General features: G+C 70.9%; 22 protein-coding genes. 6 read left to right on the top strand and 16 right to left on the bottom strand.

Annotated elements, in window-relative coordinates; genetic code table 11:
- The first annotated feature begins 64 nt into the window (after positions 1–64).
- Positions 65–2,209 carry a glycoside hydrolase family 3 N-terminal domain-containing protein gene (locus tag G5T42_RS06470; RefSeq protein WP_165126965.1) on the top strand — a complete coding sequence of 715 codons (2,145 nt, stop codon included), beginning with the start codon at positions 65–67 and terminating at the stop codon, positions 2,207–2,209.
- A gap of 90 nt (positions 2,210–2,299) precedes the next feature.
- Here the strand turns inward: G5T42_RS06470 and G5T42_RS06465 are convergent, their stop codons facing one another.
- Genes G5T42_RS06465 through G5T42_RS06445 form a run of 5 tightly spaced genes read right to left on the bottom strand, consistent with a single transcriptional unit; the run spans position 2,300 to position 9,163 of the window.
- Positions 2,300–3,775, bottom strand: coding sequence for a family 43 glycosylhydrolase (locus tag G5T42_RS06465; RefSeq protein WP_206535721.1), 1,476 nt, complete (start codon positions 3,773–3,775; stop codon positions 2,300–2,302).
- A gap of 32 nt (positions 3,776–3,807) precedes the next feature.
- On the bottom strand, positions 3,808–5,451 hold the full coding sequence (locus G5T42_RS06460; protein WP_165126963.1) for a DUF5597 domain-containing protein: 1,644 nt from the start codon (positions 5,449–5,451) through the stop codon (positions 3,808–3,810).
- On the bottom strand, positions 5,448–6,365 hold the full coding sequence (locus G5T42_RS06455; RefSeq protein ID WP_165126961.1) for an alpha/beta hydrolase: 918 nt from the start codon (positions 6,363–6,365) through the stop codon (positions 5,448–5,450). The genes G5T42_RS06460 and G5T42_RS06455 overlap by 4 nt, the downstream gene beginning before the upstream one ends.
- Complete coding sequence (locus tag G5T42_RS06450) at positions 6,358–7,839, bottom strand: DUF6379 domain-containing protein (protein ID WP_165126959.1); 1,482 nt, start codon at positions 7,837–7,839, stop codon at positions 6,358–6,360. The genes G5T42_RS06455 and G5T42_RS06450 overlap by 8 nt, the downstream gene beginning before the upstream one ends.
- A gap of 22 nt (positions 7,840–7,861) precedes the next feature.
- Complete coding sequence (locus G5T42_RS06445; RefSeq protein ID WP_165126957.1) at positions 7,862–9,163, bottom strand: DUF6379 domain-containing protein; 1,302 nt, start codon at positions 9,161–9,163, stop codon at positions 7,862–7,864.
- 226 nt (positions 9,164–9,389) lie between these two features.
- Here G5T42_RS06445 and G5T42_RS06440 point away from each other — a divergent pair, with 226 nt between their 5' ends.
- The 3 genes from G5T42_RS06440 (at position 9,390) to G5T42_RS06430 (ending at position 13,083) form a co-directional block, all read left to right on the top strand.
- Positions 9,390–10,340, top strand: a complete 951-nt coding sequence (locus tag G5T42_RS06440; protein ID WP_165126955.1) for a LysR family transcriptional regulator — start codon at positions 9,390–9,392, stop codon at positions 10,338–10,340.
- A 28-nt stretch (positions 10,341–10,368) separates the two neighbouring features.
- Positions 10,369–11,481, top strand: a complete 1,113-nt coding sequence (locus tag G5T42_RS06435; RefSeq protein WP_165126953.1) for an FAD-dependent monooxygenase — start codon at positions 10,369–10,371, stop codon at positions 11,479–11,481.
- A 198-nt stretch (positions 11,482–11,679) separates the two neighbouring features.
- Positions 11,680–13,083, top strand: coding sequence for an HNH endonuclease signature motif containing protein (locus tag G5T42_RS06430; RefSeq protein WP_165126951.1), 1,404 nt, complete (start codon positions 11,680–11,682; stop codon positions 13,081–13,083).
- A gap of 183 nt (positions 13,084–13,266) precedes the next feature.
- Here the strand turns inward: G5T42_RS06430 and G5T42_RS06425 are convergent, their stop codons facing one another.
- From G5T42_RS06425 to G5T42_RS06375, 11 genes are all read right to left on the bottom strand, one after another.
- Positions 13,267–14,052: an IclR family transcriptional regulator C-terminal domain-containing protein gene (locus tag G5T42_RS06425; RefSeq protein ID WP_165126949.1), complete on the bottom strand. Its 786-nt coding sequence runs from the start codon at positions 14,050–14,052 to the stop codon at positions 13,267–13,269.
- A 187-nt stretch (positions 14,053–14,239) separates the two neighbouring features.
- Positions 14,240–15,409, bottom strand: a complete 1,170-nt coding sequence (locus G5T42_RS06420) for a thiolase family protein (RefSeq protein ID WP_165126947.1) — start codon at positions 15,407–15,409, stop codon at positions 14,240–14,242.
- Complete coding sequence (locus G5T42_RS06415) at positions 15,406–16,062, bottom strand: 3-oxoacid CoA-transferase subunit B (protein ID WP_165126945.1); 657 nt, start codon at positions 16,060–16,062, stop codon at positions 15,406–15,408. Before G5T42_RS06415 ends, G5T42_RS06420 begins: the two co-directional genes overlap by 4 nt.
- The gene (locus G5T42_RS06410; RefSeq protein ID WP_165126943.1) at positions 16,059–16,862 is read right to left on the bottom strand and encodes a 3-oxoacid CoA-transferase subunit A; all 804 of its coding nucleotides are present in this window, start codon (positions 16,860–16,862) and stop codon (positions 16,059–16,061) included. Before G5T42_RS06410 ends, G5T42_RS06415 begins: the two co-directional genes overlap by 4 nt.
- 206 nt (positions 16,863–17,068) lie before the next feature.
- The gene (locus tag G5T42_RS06405) at positions 17,069–18,073 is read right to left on the bottom strand and encodes an acyl-CoA thioesterase (protein WP_241245986.1); all 1,005 of its coding nucleotides are present in this window, start codon (positions 18,071–18,073) and stop codon (positions 17,069–17,071) included.
- A 9-nt stretch (positions 18,074–18,082) separates the two neighbouring features.
- A complete protein-coding gene (gene pcaC / locus G5T42_RS06400; RefSeq protein WP_165126941.1) occupies positions 18,083–18,490 on the bottom strand; it encodes a 4-carboxymuconolactone decarboxylase in 408 nt (135 codons plus the stop codon).
- Complete coding sequence (locus tag G5T42_RS06395; RefSeq protein ID WP_165126939.1) at positions 18,487–19,278, bottom strand: alpha/beta fold hydrolase; 792 nt, start codon at positions 19,276–19,278, stop codon at positions 18,487–18,489. Before G5T42_RS06395 ends, pcaC begins: the two co-directional genes overlap by 4 nt.
- Positions 19,275–20,618 carry a lyase family protein gene (locus G5T42_RS06390; RefSeq protein ID WP_165126937.1) on the bottom strand — a complete coding sequence of 448 codons (1,344 nt, stop codon included), beginning with the start codon at positions 20,616–20,618 and terminating at the stop codon, positions 19,275–19,277. Before G5T42_RS06390 ends, G5T42_RS06395 begins: the two co-directional genes overlap by 4 nt.
- Before the next feature lie 31 nt (positions 20,619–20,649).
- Positions 20,650–21,240: a protocatechuate 3,4-dioxygenase subunit alpha gene (gene pcaG / locus G5T42_RS06385; protein WP_165126935.1), complete on the bottom strand. Its 591-nt coding sequence runs from the start codon at positions 21,238–21,240 to the stop codon at positions 20,650–20,652.
- Between the two features lies 1 nt (position 21,241).
- Positions 21,242–22,111 (bottom strand): protocatechuate 3,4-dioxygenase subunit beta, encoded by an 870-nt coding sequence (gene pcaH / locus G5T42_RS06380; RefSeq protein WP_165126933.1) that lies wholly within the window; start codon positions 22,109–22,111, stop codon positions 21,242–21,244.
- Between the two features lie 77 nt (positions 22,112–22,188).
- Positions 22,189–22,956 (bottom strand): IclR family transcriptional regulator, encoded by a 768-nt coding sequence (locus G5T42_RS06375; RefSeq protein ID WP_241245985.1) that lies wholly within the window; start codon positions 22,954–22,956, stop codon positions 22,189–22,191.
- Positions 22,957–23,069: 113 nt separating this feature from the next.
- Between G5T42_RS06375 and G5T42_RS06370 the strand changes: the two genes are divergently transcribed.
- Complete coding sequence (locus G5T42_RS06370; RefSeq protein WP_165126931.1) at positions 23,070–23,843, top strand: IclR family transcriptional regulator; 774 nt, start codon at positions 23,070–23,072, stop codon at positions 23,841–23,843.
- 80 nt (positions 23,844–23,923) lie between these two features.
- A complete protein-coding gene (locus G5T42_RS06365; protein WP_165126929.1) occupies positions 23,924–25,111 on the top strand; it encodes a 4-hydroxybenzoate 3-monooxygenase in 1,188 nt (395 codons plus the stop codon).
- The last annotated feature ends 27 nt before the right edge of the window (positions 25,112–25,138 follow it).

The following is a 25,138-nucleotide window of genomic DNA, read 5'->3' as shown; positions in this document are numbered from 1 at the left end:
AAACGTGCCGCCCAGGGCTTCGGTCCTGGGCGGCACTGCCCTTGTCTGACACGAAGGAAGAGCCATGACGAGTGAACGAGTCCGGCGGCTGATCGCCGAGATGACGGATGCCGAGAAGCTCGGCCAGCTCCAGATCGTGTTCCGCCCGAACCGCGAAGATGCCGCTCAGCTCGTGCGGGAGGGGCTGGGGTCGGTGTTCTGGCCGCCGTCGGCGTCGGCGACCAACGACCTGCAGCGCGTTGCAGTGGAGGAGACGAGGCTCGGGATCCCGCTGCTGGTGGGACTCGACGTCATCCACGGGCAGCGCACGATCGGCCCGGTGCCGCTCGCCCAGGCGGCGACCTTCGATCCGGCGCTCGTCGAGGAGCTCGCCGCGCTCGCCGCGGCGGAGGCGCGTTCTGGCGGGGTGAACTGGACCTTCTCGCCGATGGTCGACGTCTCGCGCGATCCCCGCTGGGGGCGAGTCGTCGAGGGGTTCGGCGAGGACGTCCACCTGACGGCGGTCATGGGGCGCGCCATGGTGCGCGGGTATCAGGGCGATGATCTGTCGTCCTCGACGGCGATCGCCGCCACCGCGAAGCATTTCGTGGCCTACGGCCAGCCCGAGGGCGGCCGGGACTACAACGCCGTCGACGTCTCGGAGCATCGCCTGCGCAACGTCTACCTCGAGCCGTTCCGCGCCGTCGTGGCCGAAGGCGCCGCGTCGGTCATGGCCGCCTTCAACACCGTCGCGGGGGTGCCGATGCACATCAACCGCCGCCTGCTGACGGACGTTCTGAAGGAGGAGTGGGGGTTCGACGGCGTCGTCGTGGGTGATGCGGACGGCGTCCGGAACCTCCTTTCGCACGGCGTCGCGGAGGACCTCGCGGATGCCGTCGCCCAGTCCTTCCGCGCGGGTCTCGACATCGAGATGGGCGGGGCGCCGGGCGACGTCGCGCAGTCGGCGCTCGGCAGGATCGACCGCTCCCGCCTGGACGATGCTGTCGCGCGGGTGCTGACGCTCAAGGAGCGCCTGGGGCTGTTCGAGCATCCGTACACCGACGAGTCCGCCGAACGGACCGAGCCCACGGTCGAGTCCCGCGCGCTCGCGCGCAGAGCCGCCGCCCGATCCGCGGTCCTGCTGAAGAACGATGGGATGCTGCCGCTCCGACGTCGCGGCCGCGTGCTCCTCACCGGGCCATACGCGGAGTCGACCGACCACCTGGGTGCGTGGACGCAGTTCTTCGCTGCCGGTGCCGGAAGCGTCGCCGACGAGCTGCGCGCCCACGGTGTGGATGTGACCGCTGTCCCGGGAGTCGACTTCCTCGACGACGTCGATGCGGGAATCGAGGATGCTGTCGCCGCCGCCCGTGCCAGCGATGCCGTGGTCCTCCTCGTGGGCGAGCCGAGCGCGCTCTCGGGCGAGGCCGCGTCGCGCAGCGACCTGCGGCTGCCCGGCCGCCAAGAGGAGCTCATCCTCGCGATCGCCGAGACCGGCGTACCATTCGCGGTCGTCCTCGTGACGGGCCGTCCGCTCGTCGTGTCGGACTGGATCGACGCGGCCCCCTCCGTCGTGGTGGCGTGGCACGGCGGCACGGAGGCGGCGGCGGCGATCGCCGATGTGCTCCTCGGCGACGAGGAGCCGGCGGGACGCCTGCCGATGTCCTGGCCGCGCAGCGTGGGTCAGATCCCGATCGACTACGCGCACGAGAACACGGGCAGGCCGGCCTCCGTCGGCGGCACGTTGACCGCGGAGGTGGCCGACGTCGGCCTGCACGGACCCGACAACCTCCAGGAGAAGTTCACCTCGAAGTACCTCGACCTCGACCTCGGGCCGCAGTTCTCCTTCGGCCACGGGTCGGGCTACGCGGCCTTCACGCACGGGGAGCCTCGGCTCTCGGCACCCGAGATCCCGGCCGACGGCGAGGTGCGACTCGAGATCGACGTCACGGACACGTCCGACCGGACCGGTGACGAGGTCGTGCAGGTCTACGTCGAGGACCTCGTGGCGAGCATCGCACCTCCCGTGCGCCGGCTCGTCGCCTTCGAGCGCCGGACGATCCGGGCCGGTGCGACCTCGACGTTCGCGTTCGATATCGGCGGCGAGCAGTTGGGCTTCTGGGCGACGGATGCCGGGACCCCCACGTTCGTCGTGGAACCGGGTCTCTTCCGGCTGCACGTGGGCCCGACCCTCGCCGCGAGCCAGTCCGTCGAGCTCCGCGTGCGCTGACCCCGCGGCGATCCGCGCCGGTCGGGGCGTTTCGTCTCGGTCATTGAGCGAGCGAAGCGAGACGAAACGCGCCGAGCCCGCGCGGAGACGTCAGCCCCGCGGCCGGTAGCGGAAGTCGCGGAACCGCACTCGCCCGTCGCCGGCGGCGTAGAGCGCGGGGCGCAGGCTCAGCAGGTCGGCCATCGTGTTCGCGTGGTAGCCGGAGGTCTCGTAGCGGATGGCGTGGCGCGTCCAGTCGCCGCCCGGCTCCCGGTACCAGCCCGTCACGATGTGCTCGTCGTTGCGGAGGCGGAACTGCAGACGACGGACCGGCGGGGCCGGCTCCCGCCAGTGCGTCCGATGGCCACCGGCGTAGCTCGGCATCCGCTCCCCATCGATCCCCATTCCGCAGAAGAGTCGATCGTTGAAGAAGAGCAGAACACCGCCCTCCACGCCGTCGTCGAGCAGTTCCACATCGACCTCGAACTCGTAGGAGTGGTCGCCGACGATCAGCGCGAGCGGCGACGTGTCGGCCGGACTCGTGCCCTTCGCCGTCAGGACGAGCCCGTCGTCGGCATCCAGGCGAGCAGCTTCGCCGGGCGCGGGCGCGTGGAACGTCCATCGCTCTCCGAGCCGCAGCACCGAGAAGTCGTCATCGAACGCCTTCGACGCCGGTTGCGCGGATGCCTCGCCCGGGGCATCCAGCACTCCTCCGATGTCGTCCGCACCCGACGCGGGCCAGCCGTCCTCCGTCCACCTGACCGGCTCGAGGAGGATCTGCCGGCCGAGCGTGCGATAGCCGTTCTCGTAGCCGTGCGACACCATCCACCAGTCGCCGGGTCCGGTGCCGCCGAGGATCGTGGCGTGCCCGCGGGACCACCACTTCTCGCTCGCGTCACGGGTGCGGGCGACCGGATTGTGCGGGCTGTTCTCCCACGGACCGTGCACGGATCGCGACCGCGCGACGATGACCATGTGCCCCGTCGGCGGGCCGCCCGTGCCTCCGACGGCGCTCACGAGGTAGAACCACCCGTCGTGCTGGAAGAGCTTGGGCCCTTCCAGCGCGTAGGCCTCGGTGACCCATTCGTCGGGATAGTGCCAGCCGTCGTAGACGTGCTCGAGCTCGCCGACGGTCGCGAGCCCGTCGTCGGTGAGCTGGACGCGACGGATGCCGTTGACGAACAGGTAGCGCTTGCCGTCCTCGCCGACGACGTGACCCGGATCGATCGCCCACCGGATGCCGAGATCGATCGGCTCGGACCAGGGACCCTCCATCGAGTCCGCGTGGATGACGAAGATCGCTGGAGCATCCAACGCCGACCACGGCGCCGGGATGAAGGGGATGTAGATGAAGAAGCGCCCGTCGACCTCGGCGATGTCGACGGCGAACGTGCTGCCGAGGGGCTCGGCGAGCGCAGAGCCGGCGTAGGTCCAGTTCACGAGGTCGGGGGACCGATAGAGCAGCAGCCCCGGCGCCGACTCGAACGACGAGTACGTCATCCAATACTCGTCCCCGACCTTGATGACGGCCGGATCGGGGCGATCGCCGCCGAGCACCGGATTGACGAACGTCGTCGGGTCAGCCACCGGTCACCCCTTCCACGACCGGTGCGTTGGCGTCACTCAGACCCATGTGTTCCTCCGGCCATTCGAAGCAGGGTGATCCGCGCTGCACCGACGCGATCGACGGGGACGACCTGGAGGCGCTCGTCTCCGTTGAGCACTCGACCGGGCACGATGCCGTCCTCGCCGAGGAGCAGTTCGACGACGGAGTCGTACTCGACGACCCGGTCGTCTGCGGTGAAGTCGAGCTTCACCCCTTGCCCCACGACGATCCAGCTGTCGTCGTCCTCTGCGAATACCAGGGCGAACGGCCGGGTTTCACCCGGTGTCGGGACAGGCTCGCGCGGAAGGGTCTCGTCCGGAACCGGCAGCGCCTCGTCCGGCAACTGCACGCCCACGTCCAGGAGGAAGTTCCGCACGATGTCGTTGAGGCTGCGCGCGCTCACCGTGAGGTCGCCGACCGGCGCTTCCGTCACCTCGGTGCCCGGCTCGACCACGACCGCGCCGATGCGGCCCTGCTGCTGGGCGCGGGCGATCTCGTGCTCGAAAGCAGTGAGGTACGCGAACGTCGCGGCCACCTGACCGTCGGGGTTGGCTCCGTCGATCCCGAACCCCGACCACCCGATGGCGCGGTGCGTGCCGATCGCCCGGACGAGCTCGCCCGCGCGCAGTCTGCTCTCCGGCACGAAGAAGGGCTGTGTGCCGGTCGCGTAGTCGCGCATCGCGGAGTCGGCGTCGTCGACGTAGATGTCGGGGCCGACGAGCGCCAGCGAAGGAGCCGCGACGCGCCAGACGTCTATGACGCGGCTCGACGGCCCGCCGCTCGGCCACTGCCCGGGCTCTTCCTGCCCCGGCTGAGGTCCGAGCCAGGCGTTCGCGTACATCGGGATGCGCTTGGCCGCCTGCCCCCGCGCCGCCACCCGCTCCACGTACGAGGCGATCGCCCACGCCATGAAGACCTCATCGGCGTCGGCGCTGTCGCCGAACACCTCGCTCCAGGTCCCTCCGTCACGCCGCCCCCGCTCGACCCAGAGGCAGTGCATGAGGGATGCCTCGTCACCCTCTCGCGCCGCGGCGATGAGCGCATCCGGCACGCCTTCGGCCCACGCCGACGCGGCGGGATCGCTCCGGTCGCGGCTGTCGCGGAGCAGTCCGGACTCGTTCTCCACCTGCACGAGAGCGACGACGTCCGACTCGTCGCTCTCGACGAGGTGGCGCATCAGGGCCTCGAATGCCGTACCGTCCGCCGCGCAGAGCGCTTCGCTGAAAACGGACAGCACGGGCGTCGGCGTCACTCCCGAGTAGTGGAAGGCGCTCCCTTTCGTCGTGGGATGGACGACCGCTCGGGGGAAGCGCTCCTGATCAGCACGCACCCAACGAGGAGCGTAGGTGGATGTCGCGTTCTTGAAGGCTCCGAACCACAGGAGCACGAGGTTCAGCTCGAGGCGGGCCGCCTCCTCGAGCATCGCGTCGACCAGTGCGAAGTCGAAGACGCCCTCCCGCGGCTCGGTCAGCGCCCAGCTCACCGGCGCCAGGACGGTGTTGGCATTGACGCGCTGAGCGTGGGCGAACGACTCGCGGATCGCCGCCGCCGACGAGCTCGACGAGTTGTGCACCTGCCCGCCGAGCAGCACCCGCAGCTCGGTGCCTTTTCGCAGACGGAGATCCTCGCCGACAGTCCAGCCGCCTTCCGCGGTCACGCGGACCCGCCGATCCACTGGGCGATCGCCTGGACGGTCGGCAGGGCGGTGGGGTCGGATGGCTCGTTGATGTGGCCGTGATCGGCGCCGGTCTCCACCCGCAGGGCCACCGGCACGCCGGCCTCCTCGAGCTGTCGCGCGAAGGCCTCTCCCGAGGGTCGGAGGCCATCGAGCTCGCACACGAGGATGAACGTCGGCGGCAAGCCCTCGGCCGCACCGAGGGCGGCGAACGCATGCGGATCGTCCAGCGCCTCGGCCGAACCGACGAAGTTGAGGGTGAGCACCCCGTGCGGCGACTCGAGGTCGAGTTCGGCCGAAGGATCCGGCGCGTTGGGGTGCACGACGGGGTAGACCAGCACGAGCCCGCCCGGCACGTCCTCCGCGGCATCCCGCAGTCGCGCCGTGGCGCCCGCCGTGAGGTTGCCGCCCGCACTCGCTCCGCCGAGGAGCACCGCGGAGGCCGGCACGTCGAACAGCTCCTCGGCGTGCGCGACGGCGTGGCGCCACGCGGCCAGCACGTCGTCGGACGGCTCGGGGAAGTGCGTGTCGCCGAGGCACTTGACGTAGTCGACGGCGAGCACGGGGATGCCGCGTGCCGCGAGCTCGAGCGCGACCCAGTTCGACTCCGGCATGTCGAGGTGACCGCCGATGAACGCGCCGCCGTGCACCCACACGAGTGCCCGACCGGATGCCTCGGCACCGGCATCCCGGTACACGCGCGCCGGCACGACACGGCCCGCCGGCCCGTCGATCGTGAGATCGCGCGTTCCGACGCCGGCGAGCCGCGGAAAGCGACGCTTGAGCGAATCGGTGTCGATGCCGGGTCGCGGGTCGACCGGCTCGCCGTTCTCCGCGAGCCAGCGAATCGCATCCGACACGGGCAGCGTGCGGAAGTCGACGTCGGTGTCAGACACGCGCGGCCTCCACCGCGTGCATCGACGTCCGGATCAGATCGTGCTGCTTGCGCACGAGCACGAGCGGGTCGACCTCGCCGAGCTCGGCGAAGGCGTGACCCTCCCACTCGCTCGACCAGTAGCCGCGGTAGCCGCCCTCGACGAACACGCGGACGAGCTCCGGGTAGTCGATCGCGGGCTCCTGTCCGTTCTCGTCGATGTCGTAGAACTTCGCGTGCACGTGCAGGATCTGCGGCATGATGTCGGCCCATTCGCGCGGGTCGACGTGCCCGTGCATGTTGAACGCGAGGTGCGCGAACGATCCGAGGCGACCCGGGTCGAAGTCGCGGCTGTTCAGATAGGCGATGAACTCCTGCTGACGGTCGCGCATCGAGGCATCCGTCGCCCAGATCTGCTGAAGGCGATCCACCGCCTCGTCGTCGAGCCCCGCGCGGCGCACGGCCCGCAGCAGGGTCGGCGACATGGCGTGCATGGTCGAGGAGAAGTCCGCAACGAACCCGAGGAGAGGCGAGTCGAGCTCGGCGTAGGCGTCGCGCACCTTGAGTATCTCGGGCGAGTTCGGCCCCATCGGCGCGTGGATCTCGTACGCGAGCTTCAGATCGAGGCTCTCAGCGACGGGGAGCAGCCGGCGGAGGAGCTCGGGCTTGGCGCTCTGGATGCGGACGAGCGGGAAGCCGAGCTTCTTGGCGCCCTGGAAGAGCAGCTCGCTGAACTCGAACTCCTCGTCGGGGGTCATGTCGCGGTCGCGACGGCGCCCCATGTCGAGGTTCGCGCCGAACGAGCTCTCGTCGAAGCCGTGCTTGTCGAAGGCGGCCCGCCACTGGGTGACGAACTCGTCCGAGACGACGGGATACGTCGGCAGAACCTGCGACGCGACGATCTCGATGCCCGGGCCGATGCCGAGCTCGGCCACGCGGTCGAGCAGGCCGTCGAAGTCGTACCAGCCGGCGCGGAACTCCGCACTGGCGGAGTAGAGCGTGAGCCCCAGCTTGAAGGGGTCGTCCGCCGACGCCGGCGGCGGAGCCCCGACATCGGTCACCAGCGCGCGCGGCGGGGCATCCTGGTCCGTCACCGTCAGCGAGAAGCTCTGGTGCACGATGTTCGGGACGTACATGCCGGGGCCGCCGTCCTGACCGGGTGCGATCTGCATATAGGGCAGGCGCAGCTCGCCGAAGATCTCGACCTCGTGCTGCTCTCCGAGCGCGACGGGCACGTCGAGTCGCGCGACCAGCAGCGGGTGGCTCTGGAGGAACCACAGCGTGTCGCTCTGCTCGGGCAGTTCGTCGAGCGCATAGCGCGTGCCGTCCAGCTCGAAGGCGAGGTCGTCGGAGGGTATCTCGGCCCCGTCGACGGTGAGGCGGATCGTCGACACCGACGAGAGCCACAGGCTCCGGTACCAGGGGATGGTGAGCTGCAGCGCGAGCCCGTCGGGGTGCGGGCGGAGGCTGTCGTCGGCGATGAGTCCGTTGGGCATTGTTCTCTCCGGTTCTGGCGGATCAGAGGCGCGCGGCGATCGAGCGCATGAGCGAGTGCTGGCGGCGCACCTGCTCGATCGAGCGCCACGGGATGCGCTCGCCCTCGTACTCGCTGGACAGGTAGCCCGTGTAGCCGGCGTCCTTGAAGGCGCGGAGCACGGGCTCCCACGGGATCTGCTGGTCCTCGAGGTTCTCGTCGATGTCGTGGAACTTCGCCTGGACGAAGACGACGTACTCCGCGATGTCGGCGATGTCGGCCGGGTCGACCGCGATGCCGTCCATGAAGGCCGGGCGACGGCCGGGGAGCTCGCCCGGCTTGAGCGGGATCGGGCGGTCCTGGAAGATGCCGGTGTCCAGCAGCAGGCCGAAGTGCTTGGTGCCGGTGCGCTGGATGAGGTCGATGTAGTCGTCGACGACCTCGTGCTTGATCGGCGTCGGAGAGTGGATCTCAGGGCAGATGATGACGTCGAGCTCGGCCGCGAGGTCGAGCGAGCGCTCGACGGACTCGGTCCAGATCGGGTGAGGGACCAAATCGCTCGACACGACGCCGATCTTGGGCCGGACGAAGCCGAAGCCGAGGCGCTTCGCGAGCCGCAGGTCGCGCTGCAGCATCCCGGCCCCCTCCTCCGCCGTCAGGTCGCGCGCGTTCACGCCGCTCGAGTGCAGCCGCGTGTCGATCCACGAGCCGTAGTTCGTCGGCTCGAGCGAGTACTTGTCCAGGAGGGCGAACCAGCGGTCGATCCACTCGGTCGTCGGCTCGGGGTACCGCTCGATGTGCCCTTCGCCGAGGATCTCGACACCGGTCGCCCCGACGTCCGCGACGGCGGCGAGCGCCGTCTCGAGGTCCAGCACGGTGCCGTAGTCGGTCATGAAGCTGTAGAGGCTGACGCCGTACTTGAAGGGGCCGCCCTCCTCCGACGACGTCAGAGTGATGTGCCGCGAGACGTCATAGCGCGAAGGCTGGTGCTCCTCGGGGATGTACGACATGCGCAGGCGCAGACTCACCGACACCTCGTGCGTGCCCTCCGGCAGCCCGCCGGGAAACGGCACGGTGACGATCGCGGCCTCTTCGAGGGGCCAGCGGACTCCGTCCGAGTCCCACAGCTCCTCGAGCGTGTAGGTGCGGCCGGCGAAGGTCCACAGCGGCACGTCGGGCGCGACGTCGACGAGGCCGCCGACCCGCACCGAAACCCCGTCGATGAGCGAAGCCGCCATGCCCCGGTAGGACGGCATGCGCAGACGGAGCTGGAACCCCGTCACCTGCCCGCCCTCGCGCACGTTGCGGAATCCGACGGACTGGATGAGCTCGCGCTCGAGAAGCATCGATGCTCCTTTCTCCTGGCAGGGGTGACCGCTGCCATCAGGGACGTCTGCCTTCACGCTAACAGCATTTGTCACTTTTGAGCATAAGCAAGACGGATGAGCACATTTCGACGACGGATGCCGAGGCATCCGCCGCCTATCGTCCCGGGCGATGTGGCCTGTTGTCGCCATAGATTGCGTTGATACACTCGGCGCCAGACCTCCGCACCCGAAGGATCACATCGCCGTGACCGATCAACCGCTTCTCTCTCGGCTCGACCTGAACCTGCTCGTCGCCCTCGACGCCCTGCTCACGGAGCGCAGTGTCACGCGGGCCGCGGAGCGACTGCACCTCAGCCAGCCGGCGCTGAGCGCCTCGCTTGCGCGGCTGCGCACGCACTTCAACGACCCGATCCTCGCCCGCCGCGGCAACACCTATGAACTGACGCCCCTTGCCCTCCGGCTCACGGAGCACACGACGACGGCGCTCGACGCGGCGCGGCGGGTCTTCGAGAGCCAGGCGATCTGGACGCCGCACGACTCGACGCGCGAGTTCTCGATCTACGGCTCGGACTACGGGTTCGCGACGATCGGCAAGGCCGTCTCGCGCCTCGCGGCCGAAGAGGCGCCGGGCGTGCGGTTCCGGTTCATGCTGCACAACCCGTCGATCGTCGACGACGCGCTGACGCGTCTGCGTTCGGTGGACGGCATGGTGATCCCGCACGGCCACCTCACCGAGCTTCCGTACATGGACCTCTGGCGCGACGGGTGGGTCGTCGTGGCTTCCGAATCCAACACCGAGATCGGTGACGAGCTCACCATGGAAGCGCTCGGCCGCATGCCCTGGGTCTTCACCTTCCAGACCCGCACCGCCTTCACGTCGGCGGCCCGACAGCTGCAGCAGCTCGGGATCGAGCCCCGCGTCGAGGCGGTGGTCGAGAGCTTCCTCGCACTGCCGCACTTCATCGCCGGGACCGACCGGCTCGGACTGATCCAGTCGAGCCTGACCGACTACGCGTCGAGCGTCAGCGGCATCCGCGTGTTTCCACCGCCCTTCGACGCCACGCCCGTCGTGAACGCCCTGTGGTGGCATCCCGTCCACGGCCGCGATCCCGAGCACACCTGGATGCGCGGTCTCTTCGCGCAGGCGGCCGCCCAGGTCGCCGAGGGTCCCGGTGCCCTCGTCGAACGGGCCTAGCCCGTCAGGATCAGAAGGCAGGATGCCGGTGGCACAGCGCATACTCGTCGTCGGGGGCGGCCCCGCCGGCCTCACCGCGGCGCTCGCCCTGACCCGTGCCGGCTTCGGCGTCGAGATCGCGGAGCTCGAGGAACACCTCGCGCCGGCGGGCATCGGGGTGCTCCTCCAGAACTCGCCCCTTCGGGCGCTGCACTCCCTCGGCCTCGCGGAAGAGATCGTCGCGCACGGCTGGCCGCACGGCCCGGTGCACATGGCGACCGCCGAGGGCCAGGTCTTCGACACGGCGAATCCCCCGGCGCTGGTGCCGGGGCTTCCGCCGACGGTCGCGATCTCGCGGCGTGTGCTCGCGGACATCCTCGGGCGAGCGGTCGCCGGGACCGACACGAGGCTGCGCTTCTCGACGACGGTCGACGTGCTCGCATGGGATGACGAGGGCGTCGACGTCGTCTTCAGCACCGGCGACCGCGATCGCTTCGATCTCGTCGTCGGGGCGGACGGCATCAACTCCCGCGTGCGGCACCTGGCCTTTCCCGACGTGGGTGAGCCCGAGTACGCGGGACAGTCGATCTGGCGCGCCCGCGCACCGCGCCCGGCCGATCTCACCGAGTACTTCATGTACCACGGCCACGGGAGCAAGGTCGGCCTCGTCGCCATCTCGGACGAGCATCTCTACGCGTACGTCGTCATCGACGCGCGGACCGAGCCGGCGCATCGGCGGGGCGATCTCACCGATGAGATGCGCGCGGCGATGGCGGGGTACGGCGGGTGGGTGCCCGAGATCGCGGCGACCCTCGAACCGGGCGCCGAGCTGCGTGCGCTCAAGGCGCTTCTCGTCGACGATCCGTGGGTGCGCGGTCGCGTCGTGCTGATCGGGGATGCCGCGCACGCCACGACTCCGCACATCTCCTACGGCCTCGGCATCGCCGTGGAGGACGGCATCGTCCTCGCCGACGAGCTCGGGCGCGCGTCGAGTATCGATGCGGCGCTCGAGGCGTTCATGGCCCGCCGGTTCGAGCGCGCGCGGATGGTGGTCGAGAACTCGCTGCAGCTCTCGCGGTGGGAGCAGCATCCGCCGGAGGACAGATCGGTCTACGGAGCCCTCGTCGGTCGCACGCTCGGCACTCTCGCCCAGCCGATCTGACCCGCCCCGCCGTCGACCCGGCCGCCCTCCGGTCCCCGAGCTTGTCGAGGGGTCGGACCCAGCAAATCCCTGGCTCCCCACCCCGGCCCCCGAGCTTGTCGAGGGGTCGAACTTCCAACCGATCGATAGCGCGAATTGATCACCTGATCTGGCAGAAACCACCCCTGGAATGTCGGTGGCCCTCGGCAGAATTGATCTATGACGCCGATCGTCGATGAGCTCCGGGCACTCGCCTCGCGCATCGACGAGGCCGTGATGCCGACGCTCCGCGAAGGCGGCATGAGGGGGCTCGACGACACCGAGCTCATCGCCGTGATGCGCGCGGCAGCCCACGTCCAGCGACAACTCGACGCCGTCATGGTCGAGTCCGTCGGTGAGGTCGACGCGCGATCGCGGACGGCGGTGCGAGACGAGCGGCTGACCTCACGACTCGGCTGCCACGACGTACCCGAGCTCGTCGAGCGCGTGACGCGGATCTCCCGCCAGTCGGCGAGCGGCTACCGCAAGGCCGCTCGGGCGGTGCGGCAAGAGGCATCCGTCACCACCGGTCAGCCGCTCGATCCTGCGCTGCCGCCACTCCGGGAGGCGCTGATGGATGCCGCGATCGGCGTCGACGGCCTCCTCCGCGCTGCCGACCCGCTCCTCGCCATGGGCGCTCGGGCGAACCGCGACGACGTCCTCACCGCCGACGCGGTCCTGGCGGCGCACGCGCGGGGTGAGGCCGCAGACGGCGCCCCACCCGCGTCCGCCGATCTCCTCAAGGTGCACGCACAGACGTGGGCGCTGTTCCTCGATCAGGACGGCGCGGAGCCGCGGGAGAACCGCACGACGCACCACCGCTCGCTGACACTCGGCGCAGCCACGGAGCGGGGTGTGCCGATTCGCGGGATGCTGCTCCCCGACGTCGCAGCGCAGCTGCAGCGCATCTTCGACAGCATCCTCTCGCCTCGGACTGATCGCGTGCGCTTCTCCGAGCCGACCGAGAGGGATGACGCAGCGCCGCCGGACGATCGCACCCGCCAGCAGAAGCAGCACGACGCGTTGGCCACCGCTTTGACGGTGGCTGCGGCAAGCGGCGAGCTTCCTTTCGTCGGCGGAGCCCCGCCGACGCTCATCGTCTCGGTGCGCGCGGAAGACCTCGGCTCGGGAACGGGTGAAGGACACGCACACGAGACCGACCTCCCGATCTCGGCCGCGGCCCTTCGGCACGTCGGCTGCGCCGGCGTCGTCCAGCGCGTGGCGCTCGATGACCGCGGGCGCATCCGCCGGCTCGGCACCGAGGAGCGCGTGTTCAACAGACACCAGCGCCGCGCGATCGGGCTTCGCGACGGCGGTTGCATCATTCCCGGCTGCGGCGTGCCGGCGGCGTGGTGCGAGATCCACCACGTGACCGACCACGCCCTCGGCGGGCCGACCCACACCGACAACGGAGTGCTGCTCTGCTGGTACCACCACCGCTATCTCGACAGATCCGGCTGGTCCATCCGGATGAACAGCGGTGTGCCCGAAGTCCGTGCGCCCAGCTGGTTCGATCCCTCTCGGCAGTGGCGCCCTGCCACGACCTCGAAGCCTCGGCTCCTGACCGCCATCCGGCGACAGTGAGCAGACGCGACGCCCCCACCGCCCGGGCCCGCACGCCCATCTTCGATTGCCGGCCCACGGCCGCCCATCTCTCGCCCGGCGGTCGCCAACCCGCGGCCGCCCGGTCCCGGCCCGTGACCCCGTCGCCGGCTTCCTCCGCCGACCGCTGGCCACCCGGTCCCCGAGCTTGTCGAGGGGTCGAACTCAAACCAGCCGCAACTCCGCGTCGATCGCGCCGGCCGTCCGCAGGAGAGCCGGTACATACTCCTCGACGAGGTGCTCGACCGAGTCCCGCGTCGAGCTGGTCGAGACGTTGAGTGCCGCCACGACGGCACCGCTCCGCCCGTGGAGGGGCGCGGCGACTGACCGCAAGCCCGGCTCGAGCTCTCCGTCGACCAGCGCCCAGCCCTGCTCCCCCACCCGGGCGAGTTCCTGTCGAAGCGCCGCCGGATCGGTCAAGGTCCGGTCGGTGAGCTTCTCAGGTGCGGATGCCGAAACCGCGGCAGCCGCGGCATCCTCCTCCAGTCCGGCAAGGAGCACGCGCCCCAGGCTCGTCGCGTACGCGGGGAAGCGCGTCCCGATCGTGATGCGCACGCTCATGATGCGCCGGGTCGGGACGCGGGCGATGTAGACGATGTCGGGCCCGTCGAGCACCGCCGCCGAGACCGACTCGTCGACCTCGCGCGACAGGCGCTCGAGGTGCGGCTGCACGATCTCGGGCAGCGACAGCGCCGACAGGTAGCTGAAGCCGAGCTCGAGCACGCGGGGCGTCAGGGCGTAGGTGCGGCCGGTGCCGTCGCCGCGGCCGCGCACGTAGGCGAGCGTCTCGAGGGTTCGGAGGAACCGCCGGGCCGCGGCGCGAGGCATCACGCTGCGCCGCGCGACCTCGCTGAGGGTCAGGTCGGCGTTGTCTCCGTCGAACGCGCGGATGACCGCCAGCCCCCGCGCCAGGGATTGGACGAAGTCGGCGGATGCCTCGGCATCGCTCATGCTGCCGCCCGGCCCGCCCGGTCGTTGAGGGAGGAGCGGAGCGACGAGACGAAACGCATCTGCTCCGGCATCGACGCCGGTCCGTTGCTTCTCGCCGATCCGGCGCGTTTCGTCTCGCTCCGCTCGCTCAACGACCGAAGGTCGGTGGACCGAAGGTCGGTGGACGACCGTGGACCGCCCATGCGACTCAGCGCTCCAGGACGACTGCGAGTCCCTGACCGACGCCTATGCAGATCGCCGCGACCGCGACCCCGCCACCACGGCGCTTGAGCTCATGTGCGGCGTGGCCGATGATGCGGCCGCCCGAGGCGCCGAGCGGATGGCCGATGGCGATCGCGCCGCCGTGGATGTTGACCTTCTCGGGATCCAGGTCGCTCCACAGGTGCACGCACGCGAGGCTCTGCGAGGCGAACGCCTCATTCAGCTCGACGAAGTCAACGTCCGCCCACGTGCGGCCGGCGCGCGCGAGCGCGCGGTTCGCCGCCTCGACCGGCGCGACGCCGAACACGTCCGGGTCGTTGCCGAAGACGCCCCGGCCGGTGATGCGGGCGAGGGGCTCGGCATCCAGCGCCCCTTCCCTGCCGAGCAGAACGGCCGACGCGCCGTCGTTGATCGGTGAGGAGTTGCCCGCCGTGACGGTGCCGTCCGTCGCGAACAGCGCGCGCAACGTCCCCAGCTTCTCGAGCGTCGTGTCGTCGCGGATGCCTTCGTCGCGGGCCAGCTCGGCGCCGGGCACCTGGATGATCTCATCGTCGTACACGCCCGCGGCCCACGCCTCCCCGGCGAGACGGTGGCTGCGGAGAGCGAACTCGTCCTGCGCCTCGCGCGAGATGTCGTAGATCGAGGCGAGCTTCTCGGCGGACTCGCCGTTGGTGATCGTCCACTCCTTCGGGAAGTTCGGATTGACCATCCGCCACCCGATCGAGGTGTTCCACAGGGTCTGGTTTCCGACGGCGGGGAACGGCTTCGCCGACTTCTCCACGACGAAGGGTGCCCGGCTCATCGACTCCACGCCACCGGCGAGGATGATGTCGGCATCCCCCGCCTCGATCGCCCGCGAGCCCTGGATGACGGCCTCGACCGACGAGCCGCAGAGGCGGTTGACCGTGACCCCGGGAACCGTCGTCGGGAACCCCGCGAGCAGCGCGCCGAAGCGGGCGACGTTGCGGTTGTCCTCGCCTGCCTGGTTCGCGTCTCCGAAGATGACGTCCTCGATGCGCGCGGGGTCGAGGCCGGTGCGCTCGACCGTCGCCTTCATGACGATCGCCGCGAGGTCGTCCGGGCGGACACCGGAGAGGGCGCCGCCGGCGCGCCCGAACGGCGTGCGGACGGCGTCGTACACGTAGGAAGCAGTCATGCTCGGTCTCCTTCTGCTGCGGTCAGCCGCAGTCCGGTGAGTTCGGCGAGGGATTCCACGGTGTTGTCGCCGAAGGCCTCGCGCACGGCGAAGCCCTCCGGCGTGACGTCGAAGACGGCGTGGTCGGTGTACACGCGGGTCACGCAGCCGACGCCCGTGAGCGGATAGGTGCACTCGGCGACGAGCTTCGACTCGCCGGTCTTCGTGAGGAGGTCGGTCATGACGTAGACGGCCTTCGCGCCGATCGCGAGGTCCATCGCGCCGCCGACAGCGGGGATCGCGCCGGGAGCGCCGGTGGACCAGTTCGCGAGGTCGCCGCGCTCGCTGACCTGGAACGCGCCGAGGACGCAGACGTCGAGGTGCCCGCCCCGCATCATGCCGAACGAGTCGGCGTGGTGGAAGAACGCGGCGCCTTCGAGCGCCGTGACGGCCTGCTTGCCCGCGTTGATGAGATCGGGGTCGACGTGCTTGGCATCCGGAGCCGGTCCCATGCCGAGCAGGCCGTTCTCGGTGTGCAGGATGATCTCCTGGTCGGCCGGCAGGAAGTTCGCCACGAGGGTCGGCGCCCCGATGCCGAGGTTGACGTAGGAGCCCTCGGCGATGTCGGCGGCGATGCGGGCCGCGAGCTCCTCGCGACTGATGCGGGCGCTCACTGGTCGCCTCCCTTGCTGTCGATCCTCGAGCTCGTCGAGGGGTCGTCGCCGGTTGCGACGGATGCCGCGGCGTGGGCGAGCGGCCGGCCCTCGAGGTCGACTCCCCCGACGAACCGGCCGTCGTCGAGCCACCGACGCTCGCCGACGGCCACGACGCGGTCGACGAATATGCCCGGAGTGACGACGGTCTCGGGGTCGAGCGATCCGAGCGGCACGACCTCGTCGACCTGCACGATCGTCGTGGTGGCGGCCGAGGCCATGATCGGACCGAAGTTGCGCGCGGTCTCGCGGTACACGAGGTTGCCCCAGCGGTCGGCCTTCAGCGCGCTGACGAGCGCGAAGTCCGCCTTGATCGGATACTCGAGCACGAACTGCCGTCCGTCGATCTCGCGGGCCTCCTTGCCCTCGGCGAGCTCCGTGCCCACGCCCGTCGGCGTGAAGAACGCGCCGATCCCCGCGCCGGCGGCGCGGATGCGCTCAGCCAGGTTGCCCTGCGGCACGAGCTCCAGCTCGATCTTCCCCTCGCGGTACAGGCCGTCGAAGACCCACGAGTCCGACTGGCGCGGGAACGAGCAAACGATCTTGCGGACCCGCCCTTTCGCAAGGAGCGCCGCGAGACCCGTGTCGCCGTTGCCCGCGTTGTTGTTGATGATCGTGAGGCCCGACGCGCCTTGCGCGATGAGGGCGTCGATGAGCTCGACCGGCTGGCCGGCTCGGCCGAAGCCGCCGATCATGACGGTCGACCCGTCGGGGATGCCGGCGACGGCGGCCGCGGCATCCGGAACCGTCTTGTCGATCACGCAGACTCCTGTTCGCTGTGCGAACGGACGTTCGCAAGGTGTATCGGCAACGATACTCGGGATGCCGCGAGCCGGCGCGAGCCGTCCCGTTGGGCGGGAGTGGGGTGAAACCGAGGGTGAGTGGTTGCCAATGGGTCGGGGTTCGACCCTTCGACAAGCTCAGGGACCGGAAGGGCTCAGGGACCGGGGCGGGCTGGGGTCCGGGGTCAGGGCTCGAGGGTGAGGGATGCGGCGATCGGCGCGATGCCCTCGCGGAGGCGGATGATCTCGCGCGCGTGCTCCCACAGCTGCACGTCCTCGGCCGTCGTCGGCGTCCACTGCGGCACGGGTGCGGCCACTCCGTCCTCCCCCGGCACGACGAAGACGCTCAGGCACTGCGTCGTCAGCGTCAGCTCATGGGGCGTGCGCGGATCGGCGGACGAGACCCGGATGCTCACGTGCATGCTGTGCGCGCTCGTGTAGACGATGCGCGCCTCGACCTCGACGAGGTCTCCGATCCGCACGGGCGCGAAGAAGTGGATCCCGCCGGAGTAGACGGCGACCGCACCGCTCGCACCGTCCCCGTCCTTCGCCCACGAGGCGGCGCACGCGTAGGCGGCCTCGTCGATCCACCGCATGACGGTGCCGCCGTGCGCCTTGCCGCCCCAGTTCACGACACCGGGCGGCACGAGGAAGCGCAGCGTGACGAGGGGCGCCTCGGTCGGTGCGCCGTAGTCCTCACCCAGCATCAGCTGCTTGATCTCGGCGCGCGAGGGGATGCGGTCGAGCGCGGCGGCGGCGAGCTTGCGGTCGGAACGGGATGCCGGCTCCCACGCCGGGACCTCGGTCGGCCGCCCGTCGGCGCCCTTGGCGACGAAGATCAGGATGCAGGTCGTCGCCGGCGTGTACACGCGGGTCTCGACCTCGGCCGATGAGACGGTGACCACGACGTGCATGCTCGTGCGGCCCGTGTGCACGAGTCGCGCCTGGACCTCGATGAGACTCCCGGGCGTGATCGGCCGGCGATGACGCACGTTGCCGACGTAGGCCGTGACGCAGTAGGCGCCGGCCCAGCCGACGGCGCACGCGTATCCGGCCTTGTCGATCCACTCCATGACGCTGCCCGCCGCGACCGACCGCCCACCCGCCGCGGTGTCGGCCGGGGTGGTCATGAACCGCAGCGTGATGCGGTCGTCGCGGCCCGCGGCGCGGGCGGAGGGAGCCTCGGTCACGGCGCCAGCCTAGGGCTGCGCATCCTCGTCATCCGCGAAGACCTGCGAGGCGATGCGGAACGCAGTGTTCGCCGCGGGAACCCCCGAGTACACCGCGGACTGCAGGATCACCTCGCGGATCTCGGCCACGGTGAGCCCGTTGCGCAGCGCCGCCCGCAGGTGCATGGCGAGCTCCTCGTGATGGCCATGCGCGATGAGCGAGGTCAGCACGGCGACCGAGCGGGATCTGCGGTCGAGACCCGGCCGCGACCAGATGTCGCCCCACGCGACGCGCGTGATGAAGTCCTGGAAGTCGGCCGTGAGGTCGGTCGTGTTCGCGATCGAGCGGTCGACGTGCTCGTCGCCGAGGACGCGACGACGCACCGTCATCCCCTGCTCCCAGCGCTCGGCGTCGGACAGTCCTTCGTTGGTCGTCATGAGGCGGCCCCTTCCGTGATCTCGTCGAAGAAGCGCAGCAGCACTCCGGCCGTGCCCGCGGGATCGTCGGCGGGCGGCAGATGGGATGCCTCGGCGAGGCCCACCGCCCGCCCGTCGCGCACACCCTCGGCGATCAGCCGCAGCGATCGCTCGTCGGTGACCTCGTCGTGCGCACCCCACACCGCGAGCACGGGCACCCCGATGTCGCGCAGGAGGGGCCGCACGTCGTACCGGGCGAGCGCCTCGCAGCAGAGGGCGTAGCTCTCGTCATCCGTGTCCTGCAGGACGTGAAGCAGCCGACCGGTGATGACGGGATCACGCTCCATCGAGCCCGGGGCGAACCACCGCTGGGCCGAGCCGATGATGAGCGTCGACGTGCTCTGCGCGCGCACTTGGGCTGCCCGGTCGAGCCACCCCTGCGGCTCGCCGAGGATGGCGCCCGAGGCGATGATCGCGGCGGCGCGGACGAGTCCCGGATGCCTCAGCAGCAGCTCCAGCCCGACCGCTCCGCCGAGCGACACACCGGCGTAGAGGAATCTCTGCTCGCCCAGCCCCCGGATGGCCTCGGCGACGGCGTCCGCGATGCCGCCGATCGTGAAGGGCTCACGCGCCGGCGCCGCCGCTCCGTGGCCCGGCATGTCGACGATCACGACGCGGTACCGCTCGGCGAGCGTCGGCACGACGTTCTCCCACAGCACGCTCGACGTGCCGAGCGACGCGCCCAGCACGACGAGCGGCGCGTCCTCGGGACCGACGGGCGCCGACAGGGCGATGGGCGGAACGGTCACGTGTCCTCGTTCTCTCGGGGGGCCGTGATGCGGTCGACGAGATCGCCCGCCAGGCCCGTGTAGTTCGCGGGGTCGAGCAGCGGACCGACGTCGACCGACGAAGTTCCCACCTCGACGAGGGCCTCCTCGACGAGCGCGTCGAGGTCCTCGCCCTTGCCTGCGGCCCGGACGATCCCCGACACGCGCTTCGGCCCGACGATCGGCCCGAGCACGATCGAGAGCCGCTCCGCCAGGATCAGCCCACCTGTCGCGGTCAGGTTCCGGGCGACCGCCTCGGGGTCGACCCGGAGGCCGCGCACGAGCGAGGCGCCGTGAGCCGTCGCCCCCAGCGCGAGGCGCAGCAGCTCGCGGAGCGTCGGCCACTCGGCATGCCACGCGCCGTCCGGCCGCTCGTCGACCGCGAGGGCCGCCGCGAGGTGCAGGGTCGCCCCGAGCTGGGGCGCGCGGAGCGCGGCGGACCGGATGAGGACGGATGCCGCGGGGTTCCGCTTCTGCGGCATCGCCGACGAACCTCCGCCGGAGCCCTCAGCGAGCTCGCCGATCTCGGTGCGCGAGAGCGTCGCGACGTCGGCGGCGATGACTCCCACGGCGTCGACGGCCTGCACGAGAGCGTCGCCGAGCTCGGTGACGGGCCAGCGGGTCGTATGCCACGGCGCTTCCGGGGTCGCCAGCTGCAGAACCTCGGCGTACGCGGCGGTCAGGCGGGACGCGGCATCCCGACCCGCGATCTCGACGAACGACGCGAGCGTGCCGGCGGCTCCGCCGAGCTGCGCCGGGAGGGCGCGGGTGGCGGCGTCGAGTCGCTGCTCGGCTCGGCGCACGCCCCGCAGCCAGTTCGCGGCGCGCAGGCCCACCGTCGTGGGCACGGCGTGCTGGGTCAGCGTCCGGCCTGCGGCGACGTCGTCGCGATGCGCCCGGGCGAAGTCCTCGAGCGCTTCGGCGACCTCCCGCAGCGTGCCGGCGACGAGGTCCGACGCGTCGCGGGCGACGAAGACCAGGGCGGAGTCGAGGATGTCCTGGCTCGTCGCGCCCCGGTGCACCCACGGCCGCACGTCCTCCGGCACCCGGTCCTTCAGCTCGGAGACGAGCGGGATCACGGGGTTGCCTCCGGCGACGGATGCCTCGGCCAGCGCCGCGGGATCGATCGGCGCCGCGCCGATCAGAGCGCGCTGCACGGCGTCGCCCGTCCCGGCGGGCGCCGTGCCGACGATCTCGTACGCACGGACGAGCGCGACCTCGGCGTGCACGAGCGCGGCGAGGAAGGCGGCATCCGTCACCGGCTCGTCGTTGCCCACGGCAACCGGAGTCAGCAGACCGACGTCGACGGGCGACTCGCTCACGATCGGGCCCTTTCGTCCGGGAGCGCGCGGGTCAGTACGTCAGGAAGACCGTCTCGTGCTCGCCCTGCAGACGGATGTCGAAGTGCAGCGATCCGTCCGGCTCGCGCGTCGCGACGAGCGTAGCGCGCTCGCCCTCGTCGAGGGAGGAGAGGAGCGGGTCGGCCGCGAGGCGCTCGGCGTCTTCCGGGAGGTAGATGCGGGTGTGCAGCTTGTCGGGCAATCCGCGCGCGAAGACGACGGCGGCGAAGAAGGGCGCCTCGCCGTCGACCGAGCCGGGGTTGCGCGTCCAGAACTCGAAGTGCCCCTCGTCGTTCGTGTGCGAGCGGCCGAAGCCCGTGAACGTGTGGTCGTCACGGCGGCGTGAACCGCGGCCGCGCGGGATCGTGCCGTCGGAGTCGGCGCCCCAGATTTCGACGCAGGCGTCGGGGATCGGGTGGCCGGCGCCGTCGTAGACCGTGCCGCCCAGCACGATGGCTCCGTCCGAGTGCGGGAAGGCGACCTCGTGCATCTTCGGGTAGTTGAGTCCGAAGGCGAAGAAGGGTCCGATCGTCTGACCGGGCGACGCGGCATGGGTCTTGTCGAGGCGTGCGGCGAGCGCCGCGGCGGTGTCGTGCGTCGCCATGTCAGGCCTCGCTCCCTTCCGGCTCGAACCACGTGGCGTCGGGACCGTCGACGACGATGTCCCAGCGGTAGCCCATCGAGAACTCGGGCACCGTCAGGTCGTGGTCGTAGGCGGCGATGAGACGGTCGCGGTCCTTCTGGCTGCGGATCGTGTTGTAGATCGGGTCGAGGGCGAAGAGCGGGTCGCCCGGGAAGTACACCTGCGTGATGATCCGCTGCGTGAACGCCGCCCCGAAGATCGAGAAGTGGATGTGCGCCGGTCGCCACGCGTTCACGTGGTTCTTCCACGGGTACGGGCCCGGCTTGATCGTCGTGAACTTCCAGTGGCCGTCGTCGTTCGTGACGATCCGGCCCGCGCCGGTGAAGTTCGGGTCCAGCGGAGCGGGGTGCTGATCGCGCTGGTGGATGTAGCGCCCTGCGGCGTTCGCCTGCCAGATCTCGACGAGCTGGTTCGACAGCGGCCGTCCCCACGAGTCCAGGAGGCGCCCCTCGATCGTGATGCGCTCGCCCTGCGGCTCGCCGGTGTGCTGGAGCGTGAGATCCGACTCGATGAGCGCGACATCCCGCTGCCCGTAGGCGGGCGACCACAGCTCGATCGTCTCGGGGTCGACGAGTCGGGGGTTCTTCGTCGGATGCCGCAGGATGCTCGACCGGTACGGCGCGAAGTCGTACAGCGTCGCAGGCAGGCGCTCACCCGCCGCGACGCGCCTCTCGGCGTCGGCGTGCAGGTCGGCGATCTCCCGCGTGATCTGGCTCTGCTCCGGCATGTCGTGCGATGCGAGCAGCGTCTCGGGCGCAGCGGCGGTCTGCTCGAGCACGACCGAGGACGAGAACGCCTCCGCGCCCTGAGGGTCCGAGTCGACGACGGTCATGAAGTCCCCTTCGACGGTTCACACGTGGTCGGTCCAGGGTCGCACCGGTGCCGGAGCACGCCCCGCAGCACTCCCGTTCAGCGGGAGTCGGCGAGGAGAGCGGTACGGATGTCGCGTGCCGCCTGCACCACGAGCGGTCCGAGGCGTCGCTCATCGGCGCGCTCGAGGTGCACGACGACGCCGATCGCCGCGGGCGGCAGCCCGTCGACGGGGCCGAGGGCGGCGGCGACCGAGACGTTGCCGAGGGTCATCTCCTCGTGCGTCGTCGCGTACCCCCGGGCGCGCGTGCGCTCGAGATCGAGCCTCAGCTCGGCCTCCGACGTGATCGAGTGCGTCGTCTCGCGCTCGAGCGGTGCGGCGAAGTACCGCTCGAGCCAGAGCGCGTCCCGCGTTGCGAGCAGCGCCTTGCCGACGCCCGTGGTGTGGAGCGGGTGCCTCCCGCCCATGCGGCTGAGGGTCGGGATCGATCCCGCGCCGGTGAGCCGCCCGACGTAGAGCGCCGAAGCGGTGTCGGGCGTCGGCGCGTCGAGCACGGCGAGATGCACGTTCTCTGCCGTGGCCTCGTAGAGGCGCAGCATGTGGGGCAGGGCCGTCTCGCGCAGCCGGAGCGAGAGGGGCGAGAGCTCGCCGAGCTCCCACAGGCGCGCACCGATCGTGTAGCGGTGGCCGGGGGCGCGCGTGAGCAGACCGAAACCGGTCAGAGACGAGAGCAGCCGGTGCAGCGACGAGCTCGGCAGGCCCGTGAGCTCGCCGATCCGGGCGGCCGACAGCGCGGGCTCATCGTCCGTGAAGCACTGCAGCACGCGCATCGCGCGAGCGAGCATTCCCTCTCCGTCGTCGGCCACGGGTCCTCCTGATCCGAGGCTACCCCGCCCCTCCGTCCGGTCGCCGAGCGGAGCGGCGAAGCCGCGAAGCAGCAAGCGCCGGTCGTCGACGGAGGCCGTGGCATCCTGTGGCCATGGCCAATTCGCCGTCGGGCGACTCGATGACGCAGCGGGTCGTGCGCGTGCTCGAGACCTTCACGGCCGACCGGACCGTGCAGACGGCGTCCGAGATCGGACGGCGGGCGGACCTGCCCTCGTCCACGGCGCATCGGCTCGTCGACGAGCTCGTGCAGGAAGGGCTGCTCGACCGCGACGACGACCACCGGGTGCGGCTCGGCCTGCGACTGTGGGAGCTCGCCCTCCGCGGCTCGCGCGCCCTGCGGCTGCGCCAGGCGGCCCTGCCGTTCATGGAGCGCATCCAGGCCCGGGTGCGCCAGCACACCCAGCTCGCCGTGCTCGAGCAGGACTCGGCGCTCTTCCTCGAGCGACTGTCGCACCCCGACGCCGGCGCGAACATCACCCGCATCGCCGGGCGCCTGCCGCTGCACGCCTCCTCGTCGGGGCTCGTGCTGCTCGCCTACGCCGACCCGGATCTCCGGGAACGCGTGCTCGCCGGCCCGTTGCCCGCCCTGGCCCCCGAGACGACGACGGATGCCTCGTCCCTCCGCCGCACGCTCGCCGAGATCCGCCGGCAGGGCTTCGTCGTCTCGCCCGGCTCGGTCGAGGCGGTGTCGACGGGGGTCGCCGTGCCCGTCCGCGACGAGACGGGCGAGGTCGTCGCGGCGCTCTCGGTCGTGCTCCCGCGCGAGGCGCCGCCCGAGGTCGCGATCACAGAGCTGCTGCGCGCGGCTCGAGACATCCGAGCCGCCCTCTCCGGCCGCCCCGGAATCCAACCAACTTCCCGTTGATCAGGAACGTATCTGCGCTAGCGCGAGCACTCGACCGACACTGGACCACAGCATCCGATCATCCGTCGAAGGAGACGCTCATGACCGCCACCGTTCGCACCCGCGTCGCGATCGTCGGCGCCGGCCCAGCCGGCCTGCTGCTCTCGCACCTGCTCGCGGCCTCCGGCATCGAGTCGGTCGTGATCGATCAGCGGTCCCGCGAGGAGATCGAGACGACGATCCGCGCCGGCATCCTCGAGGAGGGGACTGTCGAGGTGCTCTCGTCCTCTGGGGCGTCCGACCGCATCGTCAGCGCGGCCAACCGCCACGAGGGCATCGAGCTGCGCTTCGCGGGCGACGGGCACCGCATCGACTTCGCCGCCCTCGTCGGACGTGCGGTCTACCTCTACCCGCAGCACGAGGTGCTCAAGGACCTCATCAAGGCCCGGCTCGCCGCCGGCCAGGACCTCCGCTTCGGCGTGACGGCGCAGCGCGTCGAGGGCGCCGAGACCGACCGGCCCGCCGTCTTCGCGATCGACGCGGATGGTCAGCCCCTGACGATCGAAGCGGACTTCGTGGTCGGCGCCGACGGCTCGCGCAGCGTCGCTCGCGCCGCGGTCACGGGGTCGTCCACCGGCGGCTACTTCCGGGAGTACCCCTTCGCGTGGTTCGGCATCCTGTGCGAGGCGCCGCCGAGCGCCGAGGAGCTCATCTACAGCAACTCGCCCGACGGCTTCGCGCTCATCAGCCAGCGAAGCGCGACGGTGCAGCGCATGTACTTCCAGTGCGACCCGAACGTCGATCCGAGCGCGTACTCCGAGGAACAGCTGTGGGATGAGCTGCAGAAGCGCGTGCCCGGCACGACCCTCAAGGAGGGGCCGATCTTCCAGCGGGACGTACTGCGCTTCCGCAGCTTCGTCGCGCACGAGCTGCTGCGAGGGCGCGTCGCACTCATCGGCGACGCCGCGCACACGGTGCCGCCCACGGGCGCGAAGGGCATGAACCTCGCGGTCGCCGACGTCATCGTGCTCGAACGGGCGCTGCGGGCGCTGCTGCTCGACGACGACTCCCGCCTCCTCGAGGCCTTCCCCGAGAAGGCCCTCCACCGCATCTGGAAGGCCCAGCACTTCTCCTGGTGGATGACGAGCATGCTGCATGTGGCTCCGGATGCCTCGGACTTCGACCGTCGCCGCCAGCTCGGCGAGCTGCGCTCCGTCGTGGAGTCCGAGCACGGCCGCGCCTACCTCGCCGAGGCCTACACGGGCTGGCCGCTGGAGGGCCTCGCGTAGATCGCACGTGAGGCGGGTTTCGCGGGG

It is taken from the genome of Microbacterium sp. 4R-513 (assembly GCF_011046485.1).
GTDB lineage: Bacteria > Actinomycetota > Actinomycetes > Actinomycetales > Microbacteriaceae > Microbacterium.
This window is presented reverse-complemented; position numbering and strand designations above follow the sequence as displayed.

Excerpts from the sequence above, each read along its gene's own strand:
- pcaH (WP_165126933.1), bottom strand. The coding sequence starts at position 22,111 with ATGACCGTCGTCGACTCGGACCCTCAGGGCGCGGAGGCGTTCTCGTCC.
- G5T42_RS06420 (WP_165126947.1), bottom strand. The coding sequence starts at position 15,409 with ATGACTGCTTCCTACGTGTACGACGCCGTCCGCACGCCGTTCGGGCGC.
- G5T42_RS06365 (WP_165126929.1), top strand. The coding sequence starts at position 23,924 with ATGACCGCCACCGTTCGCACCCGCGTCGCGATCGTCGGCGCCGGCCCA.
- G5T42_RS06370 (WP_165126931.1), top strand. The coding sequence starts at position 23,070 with ATGGCCAATTCGCCGTCGGGCGACTCGATGACGCAGCGGGTCGTGCGC.
- G5T42_RS06425 (WP_165126949.1), bottom strand. The coding sequence starts at position 14,052 with ATGAGCGATGCCGAGGCATCCGCCGACTTCGTCCAATCCCTGGCGCGG.
- G5T42_RS06450 (WP_165126959.1), bottom strand. The coding sequence starts at position 7,839 with ATGCCCAACGGACTCATCGCCGACGACAGCCTCCGCCCGCACCCCGAC.
- pcaC (WP_165126941.1), bottom strand. The coding sequence starts at position 18,490 with ATGACGACCAACGAAGGACTGTCCGACGCCGAGCGCTGGGAGCAGGGG.
- G5T42_RS06445 (WP_165126957.1), bottom strand. The coding sequence starts at position 9,163 with ATGCTTCTCGAGCGCGAGCTCATCCAGTCCGTCGGATTCCGCAACGTG.
- G5T42_RS06470 (WP_165126965.1), top strand. The coding sequence starts at position 65 with ATGACGAGTGAACGAGTCCGGCGGCTGATCGCCGAGATGACGGATGCC.
- G5T42_RS06430 (WP_165126951.1), top strand. The coding sequence starts at position 11,680 with ATGACGCCGATCGTCGATGAGCTCCGGGCACTCGCCTCGCGCATCGAC.
- pcaG (WP_165126935.1), bottom strand. The coding sequence starts at position 21,240 with ATGGCGACGCACGACACCGCCGCGGCGCTCGCCGCACGCCTCGACAAG.